The 24,422-nt window shown below is 64.1% G+C and carries 25 protein-coding genes; 13 read left to right on the top strand and 12 right to left on the bottom strand.

Features of this window, described 5'->3' with window-relative positions; translation table 11 throughout:
* Positions 1 to 10: 10 nt before the first annotated feature.
* Positions 11 to 1,240: an ABC transporter substrate-binding protein gene (locus V1279_RS00870; protein WP_334431628.1), complete on the bottom strand. Its 1,230-nt coding sequence runs from the start codon at positions 1,238 to 1,240 to the stop codon at positions 11 to 13.
* 106 nt (positions 1,241 to 1,346) lie between these two features.
* Positions 1,347 to 2,273 (bottom strand): class I SAM-dependent DNA methyltransferase, encoded by a 927-nt coding sequence (locus tag V1279_RS00865; protein ID WP_334431626.1) that lies wholly within the window; start codon positions 2,271 to 2,273, stop codon positions 1,347 to 1,349.
* Positions 2,274 to 2,418: 145 nt separating this feature from the next.
* Here V1279_RS00865 and V1279_RS00860 point away from each other — a divergent pair, with 145 nt between their 5' ends.
* The 5 genes from V1279_RS00860 to V1279_RS00840 all read left to right on the top strand — a co-directional run bounded on the left by V1279_RS00860 (position 2,419) and on the right by V1279_RS00840 (position 7,591).
* Positions 2,419 to 3,456 carry a ligase-associated DNA damage response exonuclease gene (locus V1279_RS00860; RefSeq protein WP_334431624.1) on the top strand — a complete coding sequence of 346 codons (1,038 nt, stop codon included), beginning with the start codon at positions 2,419 to 2,421 and terminating at the stop codon, positions 3,454 to 3,456.
* Positions 3,453 to 5,105 carry a cisplatin damage response ATP-dependent DNA ligase gene (locus tag V1279_RS00855; RefSeq protein WP_334431622.1) on the top strand — a complete coding sequence of 551 codons (1,653 nt, stop codon included), beginning with the start codon at positions 3,453 to 3,455 and terminating at the stop codon, positions 5,103 to 5,105. Before V1279_RS00860 ends, V1279_RS00855 begins: the two co-directional genes overlap by 4 nt.
* Positions 5,106 to 5,201: 96 nt before the next feature.
* Complete coding sequence (locus V1279_RS00850) at positions 5,202 to 5,504, top strand: DUF6460 domain-containing protein (RefSeq protein ID WP_334431620.1); 303 nt, start codon at positions 5,202 to 5,204, stop codon at positions 5,502 to 5,504.
* A gap of 24 nt (positions 5,505 to 5,528) precedes the next feature.
* Positions 5,529 to 6,263 carry an MBL fold metallo-hydrolase gene (locus tag V1279_RS00845; protein WP_334431618.1) on the top strand — a complete coding sequence of 245 codons (735 nt, stop codon included), beginning with the start codon at positions 5,529 to 5,531 and terminating at the stop codon, positions 6,261 to 6,263.
* A 2-nt stretch (positions 6,264 to 6,265) separates the two neighbouring features.
* Entirely contained in the window at positions 6,266 to 7,591 is a 1,326-nt protein-coding gene (locus V1279_RS00840) for an MATE family efflux transporter (protein ID WP_334431616.1), read from the top strand.
* 98 nt (positions 7,592 to 7,689) lie between these two features.
* Here the strand turns inward: V1279_RS00840 and V1279_RS00835 are convergent, their stop codons facing one another.
* Both V1279_RS00835 and V1279_RS00830 read right to left on the bottom strand, forming a co-directional pair.
* Positions 7,690 to 8,787 carry a quinone-dependent dihydroorotate dehydrogenase gene (locus tag V1279_RS00835; protein ID WP_334431614.1) on the bottom strand — a complete coding sequence of 366 codons (1,098 nt, stop codon included), beginning with the start codon at positions 8,785 to 8,787 and terminating at the stop codon, positions 7,690 to 7,692.
* On the bottom strand, positions 8,784 to 9,128 hold the full coding sequence (locus tag V1279_RS00830) for a DUF952 domain-containing protein (protein ID WP_334431612.1): 345 nt from the start codon (positions 9,126 to 9,128) through the stop codon (positions 8,784 to 8,786). Before V1279_RS00830 ends, V1279_RS00835 begins: the two co-directional genes overlap by 4 nt.
* A gap of 295 nt (positions 9,129 to 9,423) precedes the next feature.
* Here V1279_RS00830 and V1279_RS00825 point away from each other — a divergent pair, with 295 nt between their 5' ends.
* Together V1279_RS00825 and V1279_RS00820 are read left to right on the top strand one after the other, a co-directional pair.
* Positions 9,424 to 10,077, top strand: a complete 654-nt coding sequence (locus V1279_RS00825) for a S24 family peptidase (RefSeq protein WP_334431610.1) — start codon at positions 9,424 to 9,426, stop codon at positions 10,075 to 10,077.
* An 11-nt stretch (positions 10,078 to 10,088) separates the two neighbouring features.
* Positions 10,089 to 10,607, top strand: a complete 519-nt coding sequence (locus V1279_RS00820) for a mismatch-specific DNA-glycosylase (protein ID WP_334431608.1) — start codon at positions 10,089 to 10,091, stop codon at positions 10,605 to 10,607.
* A 155-nt stretch (positions 10,608 to 10,762) separates the two neighbouring features.
* On the opposite strand, the gene V1279_RS00815 is transcribed toward V1279_RS00820, so the two are convergent.
* The 6 genes from V1279_RS00815 to V1279_RS00790 form a co-directional block, all read right to left on the bottom strand.
* The gene (locus V1279_RS00815; protein ID WP_334431606.1) at positions 10,763 to 11,545 is read right to left on the bottom strand and encodes a class II aldolase/adducin family protein; all 783 of its coding nucleotides are present in this window, start codon (positions 11,543 to 11,545) and stop codon (positions 10,763 to 10,765) included.
* A gap of 259 nt (positions 11,546 to 11,804) precedes the next feature.
* Positions 11,805 to 13,448, bottom strand: coding sequence for a lysine--tRNA ligase (locus V1279_RS00810; RefSeq protein ID WP_334431604.1), 1,644 nt, complete (start codon positions 13,446 to 13,448; stop codon positions 11,805 to 11,807).
* A gap of 178 nt (positions 13,449 to 13,626) precedes the next feature.
* Positions 13,627 to 14,544 (bottom strand): transporter substrate-binding domain-containing protein, encoded by a 918-nt coding sequence (locus tag V1279_RS00805; RefSeq protein WP_442894712.1) that lies wholly within the window; start codon positions 14,542 to 14,544, stop codon positions 13,627 to 13,629.
* Positions 14,545 to 14,634: 90 nt separating this feature from the next.
* A complete protein-coding gene (locus tag V1279_RS00800; RefSeq protein WP_334431602.1) occupies positions 14,635 to 15,225 on the bottom strand; it encodes an SCO family protein in 591 nt (196 codons plus the stop codon).
* A 22-nt stretch (positions 15,226 to 15,247) separates the two neighbouring features.
* Positions 15,248 to 15,373, bottom strand: coding sequence for a hypothetical protein (locus tag V1279_RS00795; protein ID WP_334431601.1), 126 nt, complete (start codon positions 15,371 to 15,373; stop codon positions 15,248 to 15,250).
* Positions 15,374 to 15,584: 211 nt separating this feature from the next.
* A complete protein-coding gene (locus tag V1279_RS00790) occupies positions 15,585 to 16,124 on the bottom strand; it encodes a hypothetical protein (RefSeq protein ID WP_334431598.1) in 540 nt (179 codons plus the stop codon).
* A gap of 287 nt (positions 16,125 to 16,411) precedes the next feature.
* Between V1279_RS00790 and V1279_RS00785 the strand changes: the two genes are divergently transcribed.
* Entirely contained in the window at positions 16,412 to 18,070 is a 1,659-nt protein-coding gene (locus tag V1279_RS00785; protein ID WP_334431596.1) for an FAD-binding dehydrogenase, read from the top strand.
* Between the two features lie 146 nt (positions 18,071 to 18,216).
* Positions 18,217 to 18,567 (top strand): RidA family protein, encoded by a 351-nt coding sequence (locus tag V1279_RS00780; RefSeq protein WP_171579275.1) that lies wholly within the window; start codon positions 18,217 to 18,219, stop codon positions 18,565 to 18,567.
* A gap of 76 nt (positions 18,568 to 18,643) precedes the next feature.
* Here V1279_RS00780 and V1279_RS00775 read toward each other — a convergent pair whose 3' ends face one another.
* On the bottom strand, positions 18,644 to 19,792 hold the full coding sequence (locus tag V1279_RS00775) for an alpha/beta fold hydrolase (protein ID WP_334431593.1): 1,149 nt from the start codon (positions 19,790 to 19,792) through the stop codon (positions 18,644 to 18,646).
* A gap of 327 nt (positions 19,793 to 20,119) precedes the next feature.
* Here V1279_RS00775 and V1279_RS00770 point away from each other — a divergent pair, with 327 nt between their 5' ends.
* The 4 genes from V1279_RS00770 (at position 20,120) to V1279_RS00755 (ending at position 22,236) form a co-directional block, all read left to right on the top strand.
* The gene (locus V1279_RS00770) at positions 20,120 to 20,482 is read left to right on the top strand and encodes a nuclear transport factor 2 family protein (protein ID WP_334431591.1); all 363 of its coding nucleotides are present in this window, start codon (positions 20,120 to 20,122) and stop codon (positions 20,480 to 20,482) included.
* A gap of 122 nt (positions 20,483 to 20,604) precedes the next feature.
* Positions 20,605 to 21,291 (top strand): RNA polymerase sigma factor, encoded by a 687-nt coding sequence (locus V1279_RS00765; RefSeq protein WP_334431589.1) that lies wholly within the window; start codon positions 20,605 to 20,607, stop codon positions 21,289 to 21,291.
* Positions 21,292 to 21,378: 87 nt separating this feature from the next.
* Complete coding sequence (locus V1279_RS00760) at positions 21,379 to 21,900, top strand: DUF4142 domain-containing protein (protein WP_334431587.1); 522 nt, start codon at positions 21,379 to 21,381, stop codon at positions 21,898 to 21,900.
* Positions 21,901 to 21,915: 15 nt separating this feature from the next.
* Complete coding sequence (locus tag V1279_RS00755; protein ID WP_334431585.1) at positions 21,916 to 22,236, top strand: cupredoxin domain-containing protein; 321 nt, start codon at positions 21,916 to 21,918, stop codon at positions 22,234 to 22,236.
* A gap of 25 nt (positions 22,237 to 22,261) precedes the next feature.
* Here the strand turns inward: V1279_RS00755 and V1279_RS00750 are convergent, their stop codons facing one another.
* On the bottom strand, positions 22,262 to 24,337 hold the full coding sequence (locus tag V1279_RS00750) for a methyl-accepting chemotaxis protein (protein WP_334431583.1): 2,076 nt from the start codon (positions 24,335 to 24,337) through the stop codon (positions 22,262 to 22,264).
* Positions 24,338 to 24,422: the final 85 nt, after the last annotated feature.

Genomic DNA, 24,422 nt, shown 5'->3' with positions numbered 1-24,422 from the left:
AGTAAGTCTCCTACTCCGTCACCGGCTTGTCCGAAATATCCCAGTCCTTGCCGTTGAAGATCGAGATATAGAGCGTCTTCATCGGGGTGTAGTCGTCGGGCGTGTAGCTATACGTTACGCCGTCCAGCATGTACGGGGAATGGAAGCCCGCCAGCGTCGTGGCCTGCTTCAGAACGTTGGCGCGGGTGAGCTCGTCGCCGCAACGGCGCAAAATCTCCGCCATCGCCACCACCTGGCCGTATCCGGCAAACGCGATGGTGTTGTCAGGATCGACATTGGGCAGGTACTTTTTGCGCAGCTCCTCGAACGCCATCACATCGGGATCCTTCTCGAAGCGCGGCACGCCGACCTCCTTGGCGTAGCGGATCGCGACGATGCCCGCGCAGTTCTCGAGGCCGGCGGCGCTGAGAATCGAGCGCCCCGTCGATCCCGCGGACAGGAGATGCAGCGGCTTCCAGCCGAGTTCGGCGACTCTGCGGATCGACTGCGACGACGCCTTGCCGGTCGAGATATTGTAGAAAACATCCGCGCCAGATTTCGAGAGATTGATGAGCTGCGAATCGATCGTCGGTTCGGTCAGATCGTAGGTCTGCTCCATGATCACCTTGGCGGTGCCGCCGGCATCCGCCAACACCTTCTTGAAGGGCGCGAGGAAATCGCGGCCGAAATCGTCGTTCTGGTAGAGGATGCCGATCCTGGCGTTCGGCTTCACAGCCACGACATGCCTGGCGAGAATGCGCGCTTCGGTCGGATAGAGCGGCAGGCCCGCCATGGTCCATTTGAAATTCTTCGGATCGTTCCATTTCGACGCGCCGGTATTGAGCAGCAGCTGCGGCACGCCCTTCGAGTTGAGATATTTGTGCACGGCGGTCTGGGGCGCGGTGCCGAGCGAGCCGTACAGCGCCAGCACTTCCTCCTGCTCGACCAGTCGCCGCGTCGCCTCGACGCATTTCGGCGCGCTGTAGGCGTCGTCCATGCTGAGGAACTTCACCTTGCGTCCGTTGATGCCGCCCTTTTCGTTCAGCATCTGGAAATAGACTTCGCCGACGCGACCGAGCACGCCGTAAAGCGAGCCGGGACCGGAATGCGGCACGGTCTGTCCGAGCTTGATTTCGGTGTCGCTGGCGCCCGGATCGTATTTCTTCTCCGCCGCCCAGACTGATGGCGAGGGCATGGCGGATGCGAGGACGGTGGCAAGCGCGGTGGCGCCGAATTCGCGGCGCGTTTGTTTGTTCTTCATTGTTGTTTCTCCCTTATGGGAGCCTTGATCCGGCATTCCGGCGTCAGTGGCAATAGCTGACGTGTCGCACGCAATGCGCCATTCGGCGAGCGCGTAGCGTCTAGACTCAAGTTTTTGCGGCGACGGCGACCAGCCCGGGAACCGGCGTGTTGTCCTCGTTGCGGGCCGAGCGATCTTCCAGCAGGGGCAATTTGAGGCCTGCGGATTCGACCGCAGCGCGCACATAGGCAGCCGCATGGGCGTAGCGCAGCCCTTGGCTGATGACGACGCCTTCGCCGTCATGGGTTTCGGTGGTGAAGGCGAGCAGCCCGCCGGGGGCCAGCACGCGAGCGGCCTCGGCGAGAACCGGCGCGAGGTCGGCGACGTACACCATGGCGTCCGCGGCGAGAATGAGATCGGCTCTGGCGTCCGGCCGCGCACGCAGACCCTGCAGCATGTCGGCGATATCAAGCTCGGCGTAGAGGCCCGTGGCGCGCGCCCGCTCGATCATGCGCGGCGACAGATCGACGCCGATGAAATGATCGACCCCCCTGGCGAAGGCTGATGCGGCAAGCCCGGTGCCGCAGCCGAGATCGATGGCGCGCTTGAAAAACGCCGGCTTGCGCGCCGCCGCGCGTACCGACGACACCGCGCGGAATAACAACTTCGGACCGCGATAGCCGAGTTCGTCCACCAGCGAGGATTCAAACCGCGGTGCATATTGATCGAACAGGGTCTGCACATAGGCCTGCGGCATGCTCGACACGGGCTCTGCGCCAAGCCGCATCAGCCGCAACCCGGCGCCGTGGCGGTCACCGGGATCGCCGGCCCTGGCCTTTTGAAACGCCGCAATCGCCGCATCGCGCTCGCCGAGTTCTTCGCGGATGCCGGCGAGCGTGAACCAGGCGGACGTGAAATCCGGCGTCAGCTCGATCGCCTGCATCAGCAGATCGGCGGCGGCCGGCAAGTTGCCCTTCAATTGCAGATCGCGGGCAAATTCGAACCGGCGGTCGGCCATCAGATCGCCGGAGGACAGAAGAAGGCGGGCAGGCATTTCAGAAACCAGTTGTCGCCGGGCTTAACCCGGCCATCCATCAAAAACAATGAATTCTCAAAAAATGGATGCGCGGGTCAAGCCCGCGCATGACGGCTAACATCGCACGGCTAAACATCCAAAGCAGACCGCCTATATAGACGAAATGCGTCCGCAGGACATCCTGATCCCCCTTCCCGCCGGCCTGTGCTGCAAGCCGGGCGGCTTCCACATCGACCCGGTCCGCCCGGTCGAGCGCGCCGTCATTACTCACGGCCATTCCGATCATGCCCGACCCGGCCATGGCGCAGTGCTCGCCACGCAGGAAACGCTCGACATGATGCGGCTGCGCTATGGCGACAATCTTGCTCGCACCACGCAGGCGGTGCGCTATGGCGAAGAAATTGCGCTCGGCGACGTCAAAATCAAATTCCATCCCGCGGGCCACGTGCTGGGCTCGGCGCAGATCGCGGTGACCTGCAAGGACACCTGCATCGTCGCCTCGGGCGACTACAAGGACGCCATCGACCCGACCTGCACGCCATTTGAAGTCGTGCCCTGTGACGTCTTTATCACCGAGGCCACCTTCGGCCTGCCGGTATTTCGCCATGGCGATGCGGCGGATGAGGTGAAGAAACTGCTGGCATCCGTCGCGCTGTTTCCGGAGCGCGCGCATCTGGTCGGCGCCTATTCCCTCGGCAAGGCGCAGCGCGTGATCGCGCTGCTGCGCGAGCAAGGTTACGATGCGCCGATCTATCTGCACGGCGCGATGGAGGCGATCACGCGCTATTATGAAACCCGTGGTGTCGCGCTCGGCGAGCTGCGCGCGGTCAAAGGCGTGAAGAAGGCCGATCTCGCCGGCACCATCACGCTGGCACCGCCATCGGCCACCTCTGACATTTGGACGCGACGTTTTCCCGATCCGGTCACGGCGTTCGCCTCGGGCTGGATGCGGGTGCGGGCGCGTGCCCGCCAGCGCGGCATCGAACTGCCGCTGGTGATATCAGACCACGCCGATTGGGACGGCCTGACTGCGACGATCGCGGCTACCGGTGCCGGCGAGATCTGGGTCACGCATGGGCAGGAAGACGCGCTGGTGCATTGGTGCAAGGCGCGCGGGCTTGCCGCACGGCCCCTCGATCTGGTGGGCTACGGCGACGAAGAGGAGCACGAGGTGGCCGCGGCCGACGAGGCCGAGGTATGAACCGCTTTGCCGAACTCCTGGATCGCCTCGCCTACGAGCCCGGCCGCAACAACAAGCTGCGGCTGATCACGGCCTATTTTCGCGACACGCCCGATCCCGACCGCGGCTACGCGCTGGCGGCGCTGACCGGCGCGCTGTCGTTCAAGCACGCCAAGTCTGGGCTGATCCGCGATTTGATCGCCGATCGCACCGATCCGGTGCTGTTCGCGCTGTCGTATGATTATGTCGGTGATTTATCCGAGACGGTTGCGCTGATGTGGCCGAAGATCCAGCTGCCCGGCCACAACAACCCGCCGCCGCCCACCCTCTCCGAGGTCGTCGCCACGCTCCGCACGCTCGGCAAGACCGAGCTACCAAAACAGCTCGCGCGCTGGCTCGACGAGCTCGACGAGACCGGCCGCTGGGCGCTGCTAAAGCTCGTCACCGGCGCGATGCGAATCGGGATTTCGGCGCGGCTGGCGAAAACCGCGGCTGCCGCGCTTGGCAACAAGGACCCGCACGAGATCGAGTTGATCTGGCCGGCGCTCGTCCCGCCCTATCTCGACCTGTTCGCCTGGCTCGAAGGCCGCGGCGACAAGCCGGTCAACCGCGATCCCGCGCCGTTTCGCCCTGTCATGCTGGCGCATGCGATCGAGGATGCGGATTTCGCCAGTCTCGATCCTGCGGACTTCATCACGGAATGGAAATGGGACGGCATTCGCGTGCAGGCGGTCTCGGGCCGCGATGAGCGCGGTCACATGCAGGCACGGCTCTATTCGCGCACCGGCGAGGACATCACCAAGAGCTTTCCCGACCTCGTGCCGTCGCTGCATCTGCCCGGCGCCATCGATGGCGAACTGCTGGTGCTGCGCGAGGGACGCGTGCAGACCTTCAACGTGCTGCAGCAGCGGCTGAACAGAAAGGTCGTTTCACCGAAACTGATGAAGGATTTTCCCATTCATCTGCGCGCCTACGATCTGCTCGGCGACGATGAGAACGACCTGCGCGAACTGCCGTTCGTTGAGCGCCGCGCGCATCTCGAGGCTTTCGTCAGAAAGCTTGACGACCCGCGCATCGACCTGTCGCCGACGGTTGCCTTCGATAGCTGGGAGGCGCTGATGGCCGCCCGCGCCGACCCCGCAAGCGCCGGCGCGGGCGAGGATGCCGAGGCGGTCGAGGGCGTCATGCTGAAGCGCCGCGACGCGCCCTATCTGCCGGGCCGGCCCAGGGGCCAGTGGTGGAAATGGAAGCGCGACCCGCACATCATCGATGCCGTGCTGATGTATGCGCAGCGCGGCCACGGCAAGCGCTCGTCCTATTATTCGGACTACACCTTCGGCGTCTGGACCTCGGGCGAGGACGGCGAGCAACTGGTGCCGGTCGGAAAAGCCTATTTCGGCTTCACCGACGAGGAACTGCTGCAGATCGACCGGTTCGTCCGCCGCAACACGACGGAAAAATTTGGCCCCGTGCGCCATGTCGTGCACGAGCCGGACCAGGGCCTGGTGCTGGAAGTCGCGTTCGAGGGGCTGGCCCGCTCGCCGCGGCACAAATCCGGCGTCGCGATGCGGTTTCCGCGCATCAGCCGCTTGCGCTGGGACAAGCCGCCGCGCGAGGCGGACCGGCTGGAGACGCTGGAGCGGATGCTCAAAGACGTGACAGCAAATTAACATTCCGGCGGCGCATAGCCGCCATTGACTGATACGAGCGGGTTCCCCATGTGCCCCGCCGTGCCTATAATGCGCGCGACCCGCGAGGAGAAACCGATGCCCAACGACGTCAGAGACCTGCCGGCCAGCAATGACGGCCTGTACCGCTTTCTCGGCGGCTCGCCGCTATCGGTCGCATTCCGGCTGATCCTGCTGTCGATCCTGGTGGGCGTGGTGCTCGCCGCCATCGGCTTCGACCCCTGGAATATTGTGCACAGCATTCGCATGCTGTTCCAGCGGCTGTGGGATCTCGGCTTCGACGCCGTCAACTGGCTGTGGCGCTACTTCCTGCTCGGCGCCGTGATCGTGGTCCCGATCTGGCTGCTGTCGCGGCTGTTCGGCAGCTCTCGCGGGCGATAACCACTCCATAGGCGGTAACGGCCGATGCAATTGCGATTTGTCGGCTGCGGCGACGCGTTCGGTTCCGGCGGCAGGTTCAACACCTGCTTCCACGTCACGGGCGCAAGCGTCAATTTCCTGATCGATTGCGGCGCGTCGTCGCTGCCGGCGCTGAAGCGTCTCGGCATCGCGCGCGAGGCCATCGACCTGATCCTGATCACGCATTTCCACGGCGACCATTTTGCGGGCTTGCCGTTTCTGCTGCTGGACGCGCAGTTCACGCGGCGCTCGCGGCCGCTGGTGATTGCTGGTCCACAGGGGATCGAGACGAAACTCGCCAATCTGATGGAGGCGCTGTTCGAGCATTCCTCGAAGACCAAGCCGCGCTTCGATCTTTCCGTCGTAGCACTGGAGCCGGAGCAGAGCCGGACTTTCGGCGACGTCAAGGTGACGCCTTATCCCGTCATCCACGGCGAATCGGGCGGGCCGTTCCTGGCTTACCGGATCGAGGCCGAGGATCGCGTCATCACCTACAGCGCCGACACCGAATGGACGGAGACGCTGATCCCGGCCGGGCGCGACGCCGACCTGTTCATCGCCGAGGCTTATTACTACGACAAGATCGTCAAGAACCATCTCAGCCTGAAAACGCTGGCAGCGCATCTCCCCGACATCAATCCGAAACACCTGATCCTGACCCATATGAGCGACGACATGCTCGGCAGGCTGGGCGAACTGCCCTACACGGCCGCCCATGACGGCATGGTCGTCGAGCTCTAGGCATGCATTCGCCCGTCGCTCCATCCAGGGTCACGACGGCGCAGGTGTTTGCCATCGCCGGTCCCGCGATGGTCGCGAACCTGACCACGCCGCTGATCGGCATCGTCTCGACCACGGCGATCGGACGCCTCGGCGACGCCGCGATGCTCGGCGGCGTGGCGATGGCCTCGGTGCTGTTCGACTGCATGTTCTGGCTGTTCGGCTTCCTGCGCATGAGCACGTTAGCGTTTGCGGCGCAGTCGCTGGGATCAGGCGAGACCTCGGAATTGCGCGCGATCCTGCTACGCGGGCTGATCGTCGCGGCGCTGATAGGGACGGCTCTCATGGCCTTGCAGATCCCGCTCGCGGCCCTGCTGCTCGGCGCGATGGGCGGCAGCGAAGGCGTCACGCGCGCCGCGAAGACCTATTTTACAATCCGGATCTGGTCCGCGCCGCTGGCGCTCGGCAACTATGTCGTGCTGGGATGGCTGATCGGACAGGCTCGCGCCAAACTGGCGCTCGGCACGCAGGTCACCATCAACCTGATCAACATGGCGGCAACGGTGCTGCTGGTGCTGGTACTCGACCTCGGCATTGCCGGTGCTGCGATCGCCGCGTTGATTGCGGAGGCGGCGGGCCTCGCGCTCGGTGGCCTGATCGCACACCGTCTCTCGCAAGGCCAACTCGCGATATCCAGCGCCACGCTGTTTGACAGCACCAAGCTGATGCGAATGCTCTCGGTCAATCGTGACATCCTGATCCGCACGGCATCGCTGATCGTGGCGTTCCTGTTCTTCACCTCGCAGGGTGCGCGCGCCGGCGACATGACGCTCGCCGCCAATGCGGTGCTGAACAATTTTCTCCTGATCAGCGCCTTCTTCCTCGACGGTCTCGCGAACGCCGCCGAGCAGCTTTGCGGCCGCGCCTATGGCGCACGCGACAAGAATGCTTTCGCCGGCGCAGTGAAGCTCGTTGTCATCTGGGGCTTTGGCTTTGCCCTTGCGGTGGCCGGGACTTTTCTGCTGTTTGGCCCGGCGCTGATCGACATGATGACGGCGAGCGTGGACGTACGGCGCATCGCGCGGGATTATCTGCCGTTCGTGATCTTTGCGCCGCTGCTCGGCGTATTCGCCTTTGCCCATGACGGTGTCTATATTGGCGCCACCTGGGCGCGCGACATGCGCAACCTGATGGTGCTGGCGCTTCTGATTTTTCTCGGCGCGTGGTTTACGTTGCGTTCGTTCGGAAATGCCGGGCTGTGGGCGGCGTTCCTGGTGCACTATGCGGCGCGCGGCGGGCTCGAGGCGTTGAGATATCCGGCGCTGTTGAGGAAGTCGTTCGGTTCGTAGCCCGGATGCAGCGAAGCGAAATCCGGGGCCTTTGTGCAAACGGGTGGTCCATCCCGGATTGCGCTGCGCTCCATCCGGGCTACGGCCCGTTGTCGTAGCTACTGCACCGGCCAGTCCTCGGCGGTGATCGTCGCAGCATCCGCGCCGACGATCTCCGACAGCGAGTCGCGCCCGGTGCGCAGCAACGTCGAGGCCAGATCGTTCTTGATGTCGTCGACCAGCCCGAGGCCCTTGTAGACCAGCGACGAGTAGAGCTGGATCAGGCTGGCGCCGGCGCGGATCTTTGTCAGCGCCGCGCCACCGGTGTCGATGCCGCCGACGCCGATCAGCGGAAACGCGCCTTCGGTGCGGACATAGGTCTCGGCCACCATGCGCGTCGACAGCCGGAACAGCGGCCGCCCGGATAATCCGCCCTGCTCTTTCGCGCGAGCCTGTTCGCGCAAGGTGGCGGGACGCGCCAGCGTGGTGTTGGCGACGATCATGCCGTCGACCCGGCGCGAGCGCGCGATGTGCACGACGTCGTCGAGTTCAGTCAAACTCAGATCCGGCGCGATCTTCAGCAGCACCGGCGAATCGCCGGCATTCCTGCGTACCCGTTCCCGCGCATCGATCACCTTCGCGAGGAGATCATCGAGCGCTGCGGATTGCTGCAGGTTGCGCAGACCCGGCGTATTCGGCGAGGAAACGTTGACGGTGAAATAGCTCGCGACCGGCGCAAATGTCTCGATCAGCTTGACGTAGTCAGCGACGCGGTCGGACGAATCCTTGTTGGCCCCGACATTGACGCCGACGATGCCGCCATGGTGGGCGCGGGCCGCCAGCCGGCGCAGCGCGGCCTCGGCGCCGTCATTGTTGAAGCCCATGCGGTTGATCACGGCCTCATCCCGCTCGAGGCGAAACAGCCGCGGTCGTGGATTGCCGGCCTGCGGCTTCGGCGTCACGGTGCCGATCTCGACAAAGCCGAAGCCGAGCCGCAGCAGCGCGTCTGGTACCTCCGCGCTCTTGTCGAAGCCCGCGGCCATTCCGATCGGATTGGGAAAGTTCAAGCCAAAGGCCCGCACCGCCAGCTTCGAATCGTCTGCCCGCGGCTTGACCGGGGGCAGCAGCCGCAGGCCGTGGATCGCCATGCGGTGCGCGTCTTCCGGATCGAACCAGCGCAGCAGCGGCAGCGAAAAGGCGTCGAAGGCGCGGATCACGGGGCAAGCTCCGGAATGTCGTGAGTGCCATCGGACCGCGCGCGCATGCCGAGGATCGCGGTCACCGCGCCGAGATCGAGTTCGCCGTAGAGATGCGGGAACAGCTCATCGTTGCGCGAAGGCTCCCAGCGCAATGCATCGCCGAGCGCGTCCGCGTCGACCGCGACCAGGAACAGGCCGGTCTGGCCGAAATAATGCTTTCGCGCCGTCTCGGCGACCTGGGATGCCGTGGAGAAATGAATGAAGCCGTCGCGCAGATCGTCTGCACTGCCGCGATAGACGCCTTGCCGTTCGGCCTCGCGCCAGGCCGAGGCAGGAGTGATTTTATAGATCGTGCGCACGGCTTTCCGGGCTTGTCATTGAGTCGCTTGGGATTTTCCCGGAAATGGCCGGGTGGCCGCTGACCGTAAAGGCGGCAGGCCGCCAACTCAAGCGCTGCCGCACCAGGCGCGACGCCTGTTCGGCTCTGATTCGACAGAACCGGGCACCATTTTCTTGTTTTGACGCGTTTCTTCACGCGAACCGGTATCCACCCCGCATCATGTGCGGGGCAGGCTTTCGCTGGAAAACGCCACGCGAGATTTGCGCAAGCCGCCCGAATGAGGCAATAATTCCTAGGCGATTCAGAGATTTTCGATGGCGAGACAATCCAAGGCGCAACGGATTCTGACCCACAGCCAGGTCTGGACCGCGCTCGACCGGCTGGCCGAACGCGCCGGCATGTCGCCCTCGGGTCTCGCCAGGCGCAGCGGCCTCGACCCCACCACCTTCAACAAATCCAAGCGCATTACCGGCGACGGCCGCGAGCGCTGGCCTTCCACCGAATCGGTTTCCAAGGCGCTGGCCGCGACCAATTCGTCGATCGACACCTTTGTGCAGTTGATCGGCGACGGCGCGCGCAGCCTGCAATCGGTGCCGCTGCTAGGCCTCGCGCAAGCCGGCAGCGGCGGCCATTTCGACGAGAGCGGCTTTCCCGCCGGCCGTGGCTGGGACGAGGTGGCGCTGCCACAGGCCTCTGACGAGCATGCCTACGCGCTGGAGATCTCGGGCGATTCGATGAAGCCTGCTTATCGCGACGGCGACATCATCGTGGTGTCGCCGGGGACGCCGATCCGGCGCGGCGACCGCGTGGTGCTCAAAACGTCGGACGGCGAAGTGATGATCAAGGAATTGAAGCGCCGCACCACCAAGGCGCTGGAACTGCAGTCGCTCAACCCGGCACAGGCCGACCGCACGCTGGACGCTGAAGACGTGGCCTGGATCGCAAGGATCGTGTGGGCGAGCCAGTAGGATTGCGCTCCGTGACTGATGTGCTGAGCGACCTGCTGCAACATTCCCTTCGCGTCGTGTTGTGCGGAACCGCTGCCGGGACAACGTCCGCCGCCGAGCGGGCCTACTACGCGCACCGGCAAAACAAGTTCTGGAAGATCCTGCACGAGACGCGGCTCACGCCGGAGCCGCTTCGGCCGCACCAATATCGCAGCCTGCTGCAACATGGGATCGGCCTGACTGACCTCGTGAAAGCCGGCGCGGGAATGGACCGTGCCACGCTTCCCAAACTGACGGCGGCGGATCGCGTCCGGCTTAGCAACGCAATCGCGACATTTCGTCCCCAATTCCTCGCATTCACCAGCAAGACGGCCGGACAGAAATTCTTCGACGGCAAGCGAGACTATGGCGAGCAGTTGGAGTTGATCGGCGATACCAGGGTGTGGATATTGCCGTCGACCTCGGGCGCCGCCAATGGAAGCTGGCGTCCGGAAATCTGGCATCGATTTGCGGATGAGGTCAGGGAGGCTGGCGCGCGGGCGAGCCACTAACTCCACCACAGCGTCGCCCCTGCGAACGCAGGGGCCCATAACCACAAATGTTGGTGGTGAAGCATGACGTCTCTACGCCTGCCCTTTTCCGCCGGCCGCGGCGTATGGGTCCCTGCTTTTTCGCAGGGACGACGGAAAGACTGCGACGAGCAAAACTACGTCGCGTAGTCAGGCTCTTTCCGGTCCAGCATCCGCTTCAAGGCATCGAAATGCCGCTGAGCCGGGGTCGGGCCCTTGTAGAGATGCTCGTCCTTGTAATCGCGCCTGGTTTTCTCCACCACAGGCGCAGGAAGCTGTTTCAGCTTCTGCCCGGTCCACATCGCATAGATCTGCACCTGGGCGGCGCGCTCGACGTAGTACAGCATGTCGTAGGCTTCTGCGACGGTCGCGCCGACGGTGGAGATGCCGTGATTGGCCATGAACAGCACGGTCTTGTCGCCAATGACTTTTGCGAGCCGCGCGCCTTCGGCGGGATCGAGCGCCGGGCCGGTATATTCATCGTCATAGGCGATGGCGCCTGACAGCCCGACCTCGGTCTGGCCGATCTCCTTGATGCGGGGATCTTCGAGCCGCGTTAGCGCGCTGGCATGCGGCATGTGGGTGTGAAACACCGCTTTCGCCTGCGGCAGCGCCTTGTGGATCGGCGCGTGAATGCAATAACAGGAACGCTCCACCTCGCCCTCGCCGCTTTTGACCTCGCCATCGTCGATGCCGACTTCCATGAAGCAGGAAGCCGTGACCTCGGACCAATGCGTGCCGAACGGAATCTGGTAGTAGCGGTCGCTCCTGCCCGGCACCACCAAGGTCAGATGGTTGAAGATGCCTTCGGAAAATCCCTGGATGAAGGCCAGCCGGTGGGCGGCTGCGAGATCGACCCGCGCCTGCCATTGCTCGGCACTGCTCTCGCTGAGCGCTTTAGGCGAAACCCTGAACTGCATGAGCTTTCTCCCTGATCCGCTGTGTGGCCTGCCCCCTCGGCGGAGGCTTCGATGGCGTGTTATGTCAGGCATTGTAACGCAATCCGGCGCAGACCGCGGCTGAAATTGCGGCGGACCTGCTATCCCGGTTTGCGGGTCAAAACGGTTGTCATTGCCGGGCTTGACCCGGCAATCCATCAAGAAAATAGCCTCTTGCGAAGCAGGATGGATGCGCGGATCAAGCCTGCGCATGACGACCTTCAAAGCGGCGACGATCTCCTCACGCGCTCCTTGCCAGCGCGCCGTCGATCATCGCAATCGAATTCGTGATGCCATAGACTGCGACGAATGAGCCGAAGCGCGGGCCCTTCTCCTGGCCGAGCAGCACCTGGTAGAGCATGTTGAACCAGTCGAGCGAGACGCCGGGACGGCCATCCTTGCCCTTCTTCACGGGGTCCAAAAATGGCTCGCGGCGGCCGATCTCGTAGACCACGTTCTGGATGTCTTCCGCGCTCGACCCCGCCGGCATGTTCGACAGCGCATCGCGCAGATCCTGCAGCGCGGCGCGCTCGCCGTAGGTCGGCTCGCGGAATTTTTTCGTCGGCGCCACAAAGTCGCGGTAGTAATTGATGGCGTAGCCGACCATCGCGTCCAGTTTGGGATGGGTTTGCGGCGTCACACCCGGGCGATAGCGCCCGATGAAACCCCACAGCGTCTCGGCATTCTCCGCGTTCGACGACGACACCAGCGTCAACAGAAGCTGGAAGGTGACGGGCATGTCGGCCTTCGGCGGCTTGCCGGAATGAATGTGCCAGACCGGATTGGCGAGCTGCTGCTTTGCGTCTTGCCGCGTGAATCCGTCGAGGAATTGCTGGTAGTCGTCGACATTGCGCGGGATCACGTCGAAATACAGCCGCTTCGCCGACTTCGGCTCGCGGTACATGAACAGCGACAGCGATTCCGGCGAGGCGTAGCGCAGCCATTCGTCGATGGTGAGGCCGTTGCCCTTCGACTTCGAAATTTTCTGGCCCTTTTCGTCGAGGAACAGTTCGTAGTTGAATCCCTCCGGCGGCGTGCCGCCGAGCGCCGCGCAGATCTTGCCCGACAGTTTGACCGAGTCGATCAGGTCCTTGCCGGCCATTTCATAGTCGACGCCGAGCGCGAACCAGCGCATCGCCCAGTCCGGCTTCCATTGCAGCTTGCAGTGCCCACCGGTCACCGGAAGCGTGACACGCTCCTTGGTTTCCGGATCGTCGTAGGAGACCGTGCCGGCCTTCACGTCGTGCTCAACGATCGGCACGTACAGCACCATGCCGGTGCGCGGGCAAATCGGCAGGAACGGCGAATAAGTCGCCGCGCGCTCCTCGCGCAGGCTCGGCAACATCACGGCCATCACTGCATCGAAGCGCTCCAGCACGCGCAGCAGCGCGGCGTCGAACTTACCGGAGGTATAGTAATCCGTTGAACTTGCGAACTCGTAATCGAATCCGAAAGTGTCGAGGAACGCACGCAGCCGCGCGTTGTTATGCGCGCCGAACGATGGATATTCGTTTGAGAACGGATCCGGAATCCGGCTCAGCGGCCTGCCGAGATGCGCCGTCAGCATCTCCTTGTTCGGCACGTTGTCCGGCACCTTGCGCAGGCCATCCATGTCGTCGGAGAACGCGATCAGCCGGGTCTTGATCTTGCCCTCGGTGAGCACGCGAAAAGCGTGGCGCACCATGGTGGTGCGCGCGACCTCGCCAAACGTGCCGATATGCGGCAGGCCGGACGGACCGTAGCCGGTCGAAAACAGCACCTCGTCCTTCGGGTTTTTCTTCAGCCGCGCGACAATCGCCTTGGCCTGCTCGAACGGCCAGGCGTTGGATTGTTCGGCGAGCGCGCGCAGATCGCTCGGGCTAAAGGCAAGGTCGATGGTGGACATCAGAAAGGCTCTCCAAGGCCGCGGAAACTAGCGCCTCCGCGGAAAAACGCAAAATGACGGGGCGAAACTCCGTAGGGTGGGCAAAGGCGCACTTGCGCCGTGCCAACCATCTCACCGATCTGCGTCGCCAATGGTGGGCACGCTTCGCTTTGCCCACCCTACGCAGCTCGACTCACTCCTAAAACGGACTGATGGAAAAATACCGCAGCCACAGATCGGTGAAGCGGCCTTTTTCCCAGATCCGGAACAGCGCCCAGTTCAGCGACGTCCGCAGCAGATCATTGCCCTTGCGGACGGCGATGCCGACGCCCTCGCCGAAATAGCGGCTCTCGACAAAGGGCCCGCCCGAGAACGCGCAGCATTCGGCCGAATCGGTGCCGTTGATCCAGAACGCCAGCGAGATCGCGTCGCCGAAGATGAAATCGACCTCGCTCCGCCGCAGCGCCAGCCGCAGCGCATCGTCGTTCGGATAGGATTTGATTTCGGCGTCGGTGAACATCGCCTTCAGATAGGCCTCGTGCGAGGTGCCGGCGATGACGCCGACCTTCTTGCCTTCGAGATATTCGGGACGGATCTCCGGCATCACGGCGTCGCGCCGCGACACGAAGCGCGCCGGTGCGCGGTAATAGGGATCGGTGAAATCGAGCCTTGCGCGCAAGGCCGGCGTCACCGCCATGGAGGCGATAATGGCGTCGCCGCGATTGCTTGATATCGCATCGACCAGCGTCTCGAACCGGCGCATCTGGACGGTGCAGCTGATCTTGATCTCGTCGCAGAGCGCGCGCGCCAGATCGACATTGAAGCCGGCAGGATTGCCGTCGGGGCCGGTGAAGTTGAACGGCGGGTAGTCGGTCTCGGTCAGGAACCGGATCACGGTCAGGCGCGACATGTCCGGCCGGTCTGGACGCCGCCGCGGGTCCCAGAAGCCGGGCACCGCCTGCGGGGCCGCCTCGACCGCCGGGCGGGGCTGGGTTTGCGCCTGCGCCGCAGCACCGCCAACCGCCATCAACACGGACGCGACCAACAACCCGGCCAGCCACGCGCGGACGGTTCGATGCAGTCTTGCATTGGTTAACGCGACGTTAGGGTATGGCATTTCGGCAATGCTGGCGGAATTTCATGGCCTTATAGACCATCCGGCCCGCGATGCGAGGGCCGTTTTACAGCTTTTGGCGCGCCTTACCGCTCAGAGATACCGTTTCAAATCCTTGGCGGCTTCCTCCGGCGTCCGTTTCAGGTTGAAGGGCGCGACGAAATTGCCGTCGCGGTCCATCAGATAGACCAGCGCGGTATGGTCCATGGTGTAGTCGCCGTCCTTGAGCGGGACCTTCCTGGCATAGACCCGGTAGGCCGAAATCACCTTGGCCACTGCCTGCGGATCGCCGGTCAGCCCCTTCAAATGCGGATCGAAGCTGGAGAGATAGTTCTTCATCGCGGCTGCCGTGTCGCGCTCGGGATCGACGGAAACGAACCACGCGTTGACGCGATCGGCGTCGGTGCCCATCGCCTTCAAGACCTCGGAAATCTCGAACAGCGAGGTCGGGCAAACATCGGGGCAATGGGTGAAGCCGAAGAAGATCAGCGTCGGCTTGCCCTTCAAATTCTGCTCGGTGACGGCCTGGCCGGCCTGGTCGGTCAGTTGAAACGGACCGCCGATCGCCGCCGGCGCCGTGACGGTGCGCAGGCCGCCCATCACAAACAGCATGATCACCAGCCCGGCCACAAGGCTCGCGGCGAAGGCAGCGATAATCACCAGCGGGCGGATCGTCCGGTCCATCATCGATTTCCTTATCGCCGTATCAGAAGCAGGCCGAGATGCCGGCGGCGATCATCTCGAAAAACACCGCGGTGCCGTAATGGAACCACAATGCCGCCGCGCCGAGCACGGCCAGCGCGCCGAGGCCGGCAGCGCCCCAAATAATCATGGACGCCACCCTGCCCTGCGGCCGAGCGGCCATCATGCCTTGGTGGGTGGAAACCGGCTGAGCCATGCGTTTCAGATAGGGGCAGTTCCCGGGGCCGGCAAGCGGAATGGCCGCGGTTGGGATCACGTCATAAGGAGGGAAAAGGCTGGGCCAGAGTGGTGGCTTGCATCCTTCGAGACGCGGCGAAGGCTCTGAGGTCTAAATGCGATCCTCAACGTGAGGAGCGCGGCACAGCCGCGCGTCTCGAACCATGATTTTGGGGGATTAGCTCGCCCGGATCAGGGCGCGATGCCGGCTTGCTCGACGATGCCTGCGCATCGAGGTAGCAGGGCTTGTACATGGCCTGGAGCTGTTTGCCGCGCAGGAAGATCATGCGCTGGGTCAGGCCGCCGCGCGCCGCAATCCACTTCCGGACCGCTGGCGGATACATCGAATACAGCATGTAGGTGGCTTCGGCATTGGTGACGACGCGGCCGTTGGCGCCGAAATCCCAAGCGGCATGGAAGCCGAGATTGGCGTGCGAGGTGACGCAAATCCGGTCACGGGGAACCGCGCCAAGCACGATGGTGCAGGCCGAGGCGCACAGGCCGTCGATGATCACGGTTTCGCCCGAGGTACGCAGGCCTTGATACCTGTCGACGTAGGTGCCGATCCGGCCGCCGCGATCATCGGCAATCCGCACCACGGCCTGACTCGCCCCTACCCCCGCTAGCAGCAGCACTGCGGCAAGCAACCCCGTCAGCAGCTTCATATCCCTGCCCCAGTCGAAAAATGTCGAAACCGAATCTGATCGTCTCAGTGATGCAAGACAGGACGTAGCGTCGTTTGAGATCGTGATTTTGTCTAGGCAAACACAGCACGTCAAAACAAATTCAAATTAAGTGTTGCTTGGCCGCTGCACCCTCCGCGCGAAAAGGTCCCAAACTGGAACAAACGACTCTTGCCGAGGTGGCGCCCCGGTCACAGGCGAGCCCCCTTTGCCGTTGACCGCGCGCGGGGACGCGGGCTTGAATCAAAAATGGCACGGGGGAGAAAACGATGGCTGAAGATGCAGACGTAATCGTGGTCGGCGGTGGGCTGGCGGGTCTGGTCGCGGCGACGGAGGTCGCAGACGCCGGCAAGCGCGTCATCGTCGTCGACCAGGAAGGCGAGCAAAGCATTGGCGGACAAGCCTTTTGGTCGTTCGGCGGATTGTTTCTGGTTGATACTCCCGAACAGCGCCGGCTCGGCATCAAGGACTCCCACGATCTCGCACTGCAGGACTGGATGGGGACCGCCGGCTTCGACCGCGACGACGACCATTGGCCGAAGCGCTGGGCGGAAGCCTATGTCGCGTTCGCGGCCGGCGAGAAGCGCGACTGGCTGCGCGCGATGGGCCACCGTATTTTTCCGGTGGTCGGCTGGGCCGAGCGCGGCGGCTATGACGCGATGGGCCACGGCAATTCGGTGCCGCGCTTTCACGTCACCTGGGGCACTGGTCCCGGCATCGTCGAGCCGTTCGAACGCCGCGCGCGCGAAGCGGAGAAGAGCGGACGGCTAATGTTCAAGTTCCGCCACCGCGTCGACACACTTGTGATGACCAACGGCGCAGTCGAGGGCATCAGTGGATCGGTGCTCGAACCTGACAGCGTCGAGCGCGGCAAAAGCTCCTCGCGCAAGGTGATCGGCGATTTTACGCTGCGCGCGCCGGCGGTGATCGTCGCTTCCGGCGGCATCGGCGGCAATCACGACATGGTCCGGCAGAACTGGCCGAAGCGCCTGGGCGAGCCGCCGAAATTCATGATCTCCGGCGTGCCCGAACATGTCGACGGCCGCATGATCGGCATCACCGAGGCCGCCGGCGCACGGCTGATCAACCGCGACCGGATGTGGCATTACGTCGAGGGCATCCGAAACTGGAATCCGATCTGGCCGCGCCACGGCATCCGCATCCTGCCCGGCCCGTCCTCGATGTGGTTCGACGCGACCGGAAAACGCCTGCCCGCGCCGCTGTTCCCGGGCTCCGATACGCTCGGCCAACTGCACTACATCATGGGTACCGGTTACGATTATTCCTGGTTCATCCTGACCCAGAGCATCATCAAGAAAGAGTTTGCCCTTTCCGGCTCCGAACAGAATCCAGACCTCACCGGCAAGAGCTGGCGCATGACGATCAAGCGCGCCACCAACAAGGGCGCACCCGCGCCGGTGGAAGCGTTCAAGCAGAACGGCGCGGATTTCATCGTCCGCGACAATCTTGGAGAATTGGTCAGCGCGATGAACGCGCTCGCAGGCCACGACCTGCTCAAGCTCGATCACATCAAGGCGCAGATCGAGGCGCGCGACCGCGAGATCACCAACCCTTACGTCAAGGACGCGCAGGTGATGAACCTGCACAATGCGCGGCGCTATATCGGCGACAGACTGATCCGCACGGCAAAGCCGCACCGGATTCTCGATCCCGAACACGGCCCGCTGATCGCGGTCAAGCTCAACATCCTGACGCGCAAGACGCTCGGCGGCTTCGAGACCGATCTGGATTCGCGCGTGTTCGGCAACAACGGCGAGATCATCCGGGGACTTTACGCCGCAGGCGAAGCCGCCGGCTTCGGCGGCGGCGGCGTGCACGGCTACCGTTCGCTGGAAGGCACGTTCCTCGGCGGCTGCCTGTTTTCCGGACGCAATGCGGGACGCGCGGCGGCAAAGGCGGCGGCGTGAAACGGCTTCTCGGGCACAGCCGTCTGAAGGACGGCGTCGCTTCCGCTCGCCTATGCCCAGACGTGCCGAGGTTCGATGCAAATAACGCAGTGGCGCACAAGGCATCAGCGCGCTAAGAAGCCGCCGCCCCTCACAGGAGAAAAAACATGACCATCCAGCGCTTCGAAACCGGACCTCGCATGAGCCAGGTCGTCGTTCACGGCAACACCGTCTATCTCGCGGGCGTCGTTGCCGGCAAGGCGGCCGGCAAGAGCGTGACCGAGCAGACGCAGGACATTCTCTCGATCATCGACGGCCATCTCGCCAAGGCCGGCACCGACAAGTCGAAGCTGCTGTCCGCCACCATCTACATCACCGACATGAAGACGTTCCCCGAGATGAACGCGGTGTGGGACGGCTGGGTGTCGGCGGGCAACACGCCGGCGCGCGCCACCGTCGAGGCCAAGCTGGCGGCGCCGCAGTACAATGTCGAGATCATGGTGGTCGCGGCGAAGTAGGCCACCCCAGCACGTCATCAGAAGCGATTTTCGGCCCCGGAGTGCACGCGCAGTCCGGGGCATTTTTATTCGCACCTCACGCGCTGATCCTGGCGCCGGCGGCATCGCCGATGTCGGCCTGAAGCCACCGGGCGATCCGGGGCCAGGAATGGCTCAAGACTTTGCGCCCCATGAAAAGGCTGAGGTGACCGCACGGCTCGCAGGCTCGTTCCAGCCACGCCGGTTGCGTGCCCAACAGCCGTGCCGTCGCGAACGCCTGATCGCGAGGGACGACGATGTCACTCTCGCCGGCCAGCAGGAAGACCGGCACGCGCACCTCGGCGAGATCGATCCTGCGACCGAGCGCGACGAGACGGCTTCTAGCGATCTGGTTCTGCCGGAAAACCCGCTCGGTCACCTCGAGATAGTAGGTCCCCGGCAGATCCAGCGTCGCACGGTCCCAGCGCTCGAAACGATCCAGCAGCACTCTGGCCTCGTCCGATCCGTCGCCGAGTTTCCTTTGCAGCACGGCTTCCACATCATGCTGGCCGAACGGAATGTTCCAGAAGCTGAGCATGTGCTCGCCACTGACGAGGCCGTCGCCCTGCTGCACCATCTGCTCGAAAGCTGGCTGGGGAAGTGCGGCCACCATCTTCGACAGCTCCGATGGCGTGGAGATATCGACAGGCGCGCCGGCGAGCACGAGCCGACGCACCTTGCCGGGAAAACGGGCGGCATAGACCAGCGACAGCCATCCGCCCTGGCACAGGCCGACAAGATCGACCGGCGCGCCGATCTCATCGATGGCGACATTGAGCTCGGCAAGATAATTGTCGATCGACAGATAGCGCATGTCCGGCGTCGCCGAGCACCAGTCCGGGACATAGATGCGGCTCACGCCGCCCTTTTGCAGCGCCTCGACCAGGCTGTGGCCAGGTGCGAAGTCAGCGATCAGCGCGCCGTGCAGCGCATAGGGCGCGCAGACGACAACCGGCTGCGGCGGCGTCGTAGTCCGCTGCGAAAACTCCCGCAACCGCATCGACGGAAGCTCCAGCACCACCGCGTTTGGCGTGGTCCAGGCAAGTGGCGCCTGATCCGGCGCGGGGAAAGGCGCCGGCGTCTGATCGGCAAACCATTGTGCGTAAGAGTGCAGCGCCAACCGCGTGGCTTCCAGCGGCCACAGCCAGACCTGCTGCGCCCAGTCGGCGCCCGCATGCTGCTCCTGCGGCTTTGTTTTTTCTGTCATGTCCGTCCACCGATTGATCGCCCTGCATAGTGAGGACGGCAAGGGCCAAGCTTTGACCCTGATCAACCAAACGAGGTCGAGATCATGCTTTTACGCCAAATCTGGCGCAGGCCCCAGCCCGATCAATGGTCACGCGCCCGCGATTGCGGTGCGGCACGGCCAAGGTGCGATGCTTCCTCGATGCGCTGGACGCCCACGGCCGGGGCGGCAGCGGAACGGAAGACTTGCAAAATCGAAATCCTTGACCTCGGAGGTAATCGATCGGCCCGCCCAAACCTTCGATAGTACGTTGAGCCGATCCATCCAGCACTATCGAAGGAGAGCAACATGACCGACCACAAGACCGTCGCGAACCGCTACATCGATTTGTGGAACGAGCGTGCGCCACAGCGCCGCCGCGAGATGCTGGCCGCGAACTGGACGACGGATGCGAAATACGTCGACCCCCTGATGAGCGGCGACGGCCATGACGGCGTCGACGCGCTTGTCGCCGGCGTGCAGCAGCGCTTTCCGGATTTCAAATTCAGGCTGATCGGCGAGCCCAATGGCTTTGGCGATCACGTCCGCTTCTCCTGGGGCCTCGGGCCCGACGGCGGCGACAGCCCGATCAAGGGCACGGATTTCGCCGTGCTCAGCGACGGCCGCATCCGCAGCATCACCGGGTTCCTCGACCAGGTTCCGGCGGCGTAACAGGTTTGCAGGGTGGGCACGGCGCAAACGCGCCTTTGTCCACCCACAAAATCGAAATATTTCGGGAACCGGTTTGCCCTGGCCGCATCCAACCCCAATACCCTGTTATTGGTGGACCCATCATGCGTCAGGCCCAGATACCGCAAGCAGCGCCCGTCGAATCCGGCGACACCGAGCTGGTGCGGCGGGCGCTGGCCCGCGACGAAGCCGCCGTCCGTGCCATCATGCAGGCGAACAACCGCAGGCTCTATCGCCTTGCCCGCGGCATCCTGCGCAATGATAGCGAGGCCGAGGACGTCGTGCAGGACGCCTACGTCCGCGCCTTCACGCATCTGGAAAGTTTTCGCGGCGATTCCAGCCTGTCGACGTGGCTGTCGCGGATCGCGATGAACGAAGCGCTGGGCCGGCTGCGCCGCCAGCGGCCCGCCGTCGAGATGGACGCGCTGCCGCAGGGCGCGCTCGAAGCAGAGATCATCCAGTTCCCTCTTGCCGCCTCCGACGATCCGGAAAAATCCATGGCCCAGCGTGAAATCCAGCATGTCGTCGAGCACGCCATCGACGAATTGCCGGAGGCGTTCCGTCTCGTCTTCATCACCCGCGTCATCGAGGGGATGAACGTGGAAGAGACCGCCGAGATTCTCTCGCTCAAGCCGGAGACGGTGAAAACCCGGCTACATCGCGCCCGCACGATGCTGCGCGACATCGTCGAGAGGAAGATCGGCCCCGTGGTGATGGAAGCCTTTCCCTTCGCCGGCAAGCGCTGCGAACGGCTGACGGACACGGTGCTGGAGCGGCTGGGTTTCGATTAACTTTTCCGGGAACCTCTGCACTCCACGACCATCCAACTCCTGTGCATCAACAACGCGCGGCTTGCCGCGCCACAGGAGTGTCAGACCATGTTCATTCGATTGAGCGCGGCGATCGCCGCACTAAGCCTGCTGACCGGCCCCGCGCTGGCGCAGGGCGCAAAACCCACCGATCCCCAGATCGCGCATATCGCCTACACGGCTGGCGTGATCGACATCGCCGCCGCCAAGCAGGCGATCGAGAAAGCCGGCAACAAGGATGTCAAGGCATTCGCGCAGGACATGGTGCGCGACCATGAGGCCGTGAACAAGCAGGCGCTCGACCTCGTCAAGAAGCTGAAGGTGACGCCGGAGGACAACGACACCAGCAAGGCGCTGTCGAAGCAGGCCACCGACAAGCTCGCCGAACTCGCCAAGCTGAAAGGCGCCGAATACGACAAGGCCTATGTCGCCAACGAAGTCGCCTACCACAAGGCCGTCAACGGCGCGCTGGAAACGCAACTGATTCCATCGGCCAGCAATGCCGAGCTGAAGAGCCTGCTGCAGACCGGCCTGAAGATTTTTCAGGGCCACCAGCAGCACGCCGAACAGGTCGCCGCCAAGCTGAAGTAAGGTAAGGAGCCCGCCATGCGTCCAGGACGCTATCTGCTTGCTATGGCCACCCTGCTGTTCGGCATGATGGCCGTCCCGGCGCATGCGGCGACGATTCAAATCACGACGACCGATCTGGTGTTCGCGCCGGCCGAGGTCTCGGCCAGGGTCGGCGACACCATCGAATGGATCAACAAAGACGTGTTCGTGCACACCGCGACCGCGCTCAACGGCGATTTCGACGTCGCCATGCCGACGAACAAGACCGTGACGTCGATTCTGAAGAAGGCCGGCACCGTCGAGTACTATTGCCGGTACCATCCGAACATGAAGGCAGTGCTGACGATCGCGCCCTAGCAGCGTCCGCTTTTGCGATGGCGGCTCAGGCCGCCCGCACCGAACTGAGGAACTTGCCGACCTCGCGCTTGAGCCGGTCGCTTTCGCCGGACAGCGACTTTGCCGCGCCAAGCACCTGGGCCGAGGCGGACCCGGTCTCGCTGGCGCCACGCTGCACGTCGGCGATGTTGGCGGAAACCTGCTGCGTGCCGTGCGCGGCCTGCTGCACGTTGCGGGAAATTTCCTGAGTCGCCGCGCCCTGCTCCTCGACCGCGGCTGCGATGGTCGAGGCGATCTCCGACATCCGTCCGATGGTGTCGCCGATCTCCTTGATGGCGCCGACCGATTCCTGCGTCGCCGCCTGGATGCCCGATATCTGCTGGCTGATCTCGCCGGTCGCTTTGGCCGTCTGTTCGGCCAGCGCCTTCACCTCGGACGCCACCACCGCAAAGCCGCGCCCCGCTTCGCCGGCCCGTGCCGCCTCGATGGTGGCGTTGAGCGCCAGCAGGTTGGTCTGGCCGGCGATGGTGTTGATCAGCTCCACCACGTCGCCGATCCGAGCGGCTGCCTTGGCGAGTTCAGCGACGCGGGCGTTGGTCTTCTGCGCCTGCTCCACCGCCTCACTGGCGATCCGCGCCGAGCCCTGGACCTGACGGCTGATCTCGTTGACTGACGACGCCATCTCTTCGGTGGCGGATGCGACCGATTGCACATTGGTGGAGGCTTCCTCGGAAGCCGCCGCAACCGTGGTGGCAAGCTCCTCCGAACGCTCCGCGGTCGCCGTCAACGTGCCGGCGGAGGCTTCCAGCTCGGTCGAGGCCTGTGACACGATCTCGACGATTTGGCCGATCATCGCTTCGAAGTCGCTGGTGATCCGGTCGACGCGCTGCCCGCGCTGGATCTTTGCATCCGCTTCTACCGCAGCGGCCGCGTCGGCGGCCTTCTTGGCAATCAGGGCGTCCTTGAAAATCTGCAGCGATCCCGCCATGGCGCCGATTTCGTCGGCACGCTCAATGGTCGGGATCGTGACGTCATGCCGGCCGGCGGCGAGATCGCCGACGACGCCGGTCAGCGTCGCGAGCGGCGTGATCACGCGCCGCCGCAACATCACGGTGACGCCGGCAAGCACGGCGAGCAGCGCCACAACAGCAAGGCCGGCCAGCGCCAGCATCGTCAAGGCAGCGTCGCGCGCGGCGCCCGCACGTTCGGCGGCTTCCGTGAGCGCCGCATCGCGCACAGCGAAGAAGGCCTGCACCGCCGGCACGATCGTGGTGGCGAGTTCATTAGCGCCGATCCCGTATTGACCGTCGTTGCGTCCGGCCGCCATCACTTTTTCAAGCCACGGCGCGGCCTTTCCGAAATAGGCCTCGATCGCGTCGTTCATCGCTTTCGTAAGACGCGGCGGGCTGCCGATCTGATCCACGCCGGCCTCGATCCGCTCGCGGTCGAGATCGACGCGGCCCTGGGCGCGGTCCATGGTCGATATTTCAGCCGCCGTCACTGGACGGCGGGTGCTGATCGCAAGCGATACCGTAGCAGCTCGACCGCCCGCCGAGATTCGCAGATCCTGCGACGTACGGGCGACATTCAACAGCGCCGTCAGCGACGCGTCCGCCATCGCGACCTGATTTTCAAGGCGGTTCAACAGCGGTTCGAGAATGGCCACGGTCTGGGCGATGCCCGGCAGGAAGCCTTTGATCGCCGCAGAATCGCGCGCGCTCATCGGCAGCGCCATCGCGCGATCGCTCGCTGTGCGAACCTCGGCCAGTTTGGCCGCCGCCTGGTTGAGGCCCTGCACGATCGCTGCGCCATCGCTGAGCGCGCCGACAGCGGTCCGCGCTTTTGCGAACACTGCATCTGCCGTCTGCACGGCCTTCGCGGCAATATCGAGCTGGGCCTGCGTCGCGGCGCCTTCCTGGAACAGCGGACCGACATAGGGCGCCCGGTAGCCGGCAACCTGCTGGCCAACCGCCAGCACCGTGCCGTAGGCCTCCACCGCCTTGATCGCCTCGCTCTTGCTGGCGAAGGTCCGGTACTGCGGGACAAGGACCCCGGCACCGAGAATGACCGCCAGGACCGTCACCGAAAGCATCGATACCGCAAAAAGCCTGCCGATCCGCATGTTGTGATTCCGCTGCGTGAGAGAACAGCCAACGTATGCGGAACTCGGCTAAGGCAGCCTTAATGCAGGCTTAAATGCAGGCCGG

The sequence above is a fragment of the Bradyrhizobium sp. AZCC 1610 genome (genome assembly GCF_036924515.1).
GTDB lineage: Bacteria > Pseudomonadota > Alphaproteobacteria > Rhizobiales > Xanthobacteraceae > Bradyrhizobium.
The sequence above is the reverse complement of the archived record's forward strand: the minus strand, read 5'-3'. Positions and strand labels throughout refer to the sequence as shown.

Excerpts from the sequence above, each read along its gene's own strand:
- V1279_RS00760 (WP_334431587.1), top strand. The coding sequence starts at position 21,379 with ATGTTCATTCGATTGAGCGCGGCGATCGCCGCACTAAGCCTGCTGACC.
- V1279_RS00750 (WP_334431583.1), bottom strand. The coding sequence starts at position 24,337 with ATGCGGATCGGCAGGCTTTTTGCGGTATCGATGCTTTCGGTGACGGTC.
- V1279_RS00870 (WP_334431628.1), bottom strand. The coding sequence starts at position 1,240 with ATGAAGAACAAACAAACGCGCCGCGAATTCGGCGCCACCGCGCTTGCC.
- V1279_RS00805 (WP_442894712.1), bottom strand. The coding sequence starts at position 14,544 with ATGCCATACCCTAACGTCGCGTTAACCAATGCAAGACTGCATCGAACC.
- V1279_RS00790 (WP_334431598.1), bottom strand. The coding sequence starts at position 16,124 with ATGAAGCTGCTGACGGGGTTGCTTGCCGCAGTGCTGCTGCTAGCGGGG.
- V1279_RS00815 (WP_334431606.1), bottom strand. The coding sequence starts at position 11,545 with ATGCAGTTCAGGGTTTCGCCTAAAGCGCTCAGCGAGAGCAGTGCCGAG.
- V1279_RS00785 (WP_334431596.1), top strand. The coding sequence starts at position 16,412 with ATGGCTGAAGATGCAGACGTAATCGTGGTCGGCGGTGGGCTGGCGGGT.
- V1279_RS00860 (WP_334431624.1), top strand. The coding sequence starts at position 2,419 with ATGCGTCCGCAGGACATCCTGATCCCCCTTCCCGCCGGCCTGTGCTGC.
- V1279_RS00840 (WP_334431616.1), top strand. The coding sequence starts at position 6,266 with ATGCATTCGCCCGTCGCTCCATCCAGGGTCACGACGGCGCAGGTGTTT.
- V1279_RS00810 (WP_334431604.1), bottom strand. The coding sequence starts at position 13,448 with ATGTCCACCATCGACCTTGCCTTTAGCCCGAGCGATCTGCGCGCGCTC.
- V1279_RS00795 (WP_334431601.1), bottom strand. The coding sequence starts at position 15,373 with ATGATTATTTGGGGCGCTGCCGGCCTCGGCGCGCTGGCCGTGCTCGGC.
- V1279_RS00850 (WP_334431620.1), top strand. The coding sequence starts at position 5,202 with ATGCCCAACGACGTCAGAGACCTGCCGGCCAGCAATGACGGCCTGTAC.
- V1279_RS00865 (WP_334431626.1), bottom strand. The coding sequence starts at position 2,273 with ATGCCTGCCCGCCTTCTTCTGTCCTCCGGCGATCTGATGGCCGACCGC.
- V1279_RS00800 (WP_334431602.1), bottom strand. The coding sequence starts at position 15,225 with ATGGACCGGACGATCCGCCCGCTGGTGATTATCGCTGCCTTCGCCGCG.
- V1279_RS00825 (WP_334431610.1), top strand. The coding sequence starts at position 9,424 with ATGGCGAGACAATCCAAGGCGCAACGGATTCTGACCCACAGCCAGGTC.
- V1279_RS00780 (WP_171579275.1), top strand. The coding sequence starts at position 18,217 with ATGACCATCCAGCGCTTCGAAACCGGACCTCGCATGAGCCAGGTCGTC.
- V1279_RS00765 (WP_334431589.1), top strand. The coding sequence starts at position 20,605 with ATGCGTCAGGCCCAGATACCGCAAGCAGCGCCCGTCGAATCCGGCGAC.
- V1279_RS00855 (WP_334431622.1), top strand. The coding sequence starts at position 3,453 with ATGAACCGCTTTGCCGAACTCCTGGATCGCCTCGCCTACGAGCCCGGC.
- V1279_RS00770 (WP_334431591.1), top strand. The coding sequence starts at position 20,120 with ATGACCGACCACAAGACCGTCGCGAACCGCTACATCGATTTGTGGAAC.
- V1279_RS00845 (WP_334431618.1), top strand. The coding sequence starts at position 5,529 with ATGCAATTGCGATTTGTCGGCTGCGGCGACGCGTTCGGTTCCGGCGGC.
- V1279_RS00775 (WP_334431593.1), bottom strand. The coding sequence starts at position 19,792 with ATGACAGAAAAAACAAAGCCGCAGGAGCAGCATGCGGGCGCCGACTGG.
- V1279_RS00755 (WP_334431585.1), top strand. The coding sequence starts at position 21,916 with ATGCGTCCAGGACGCTATCTGCTTGCTATGGCCACCCTGCTGTTCGGC.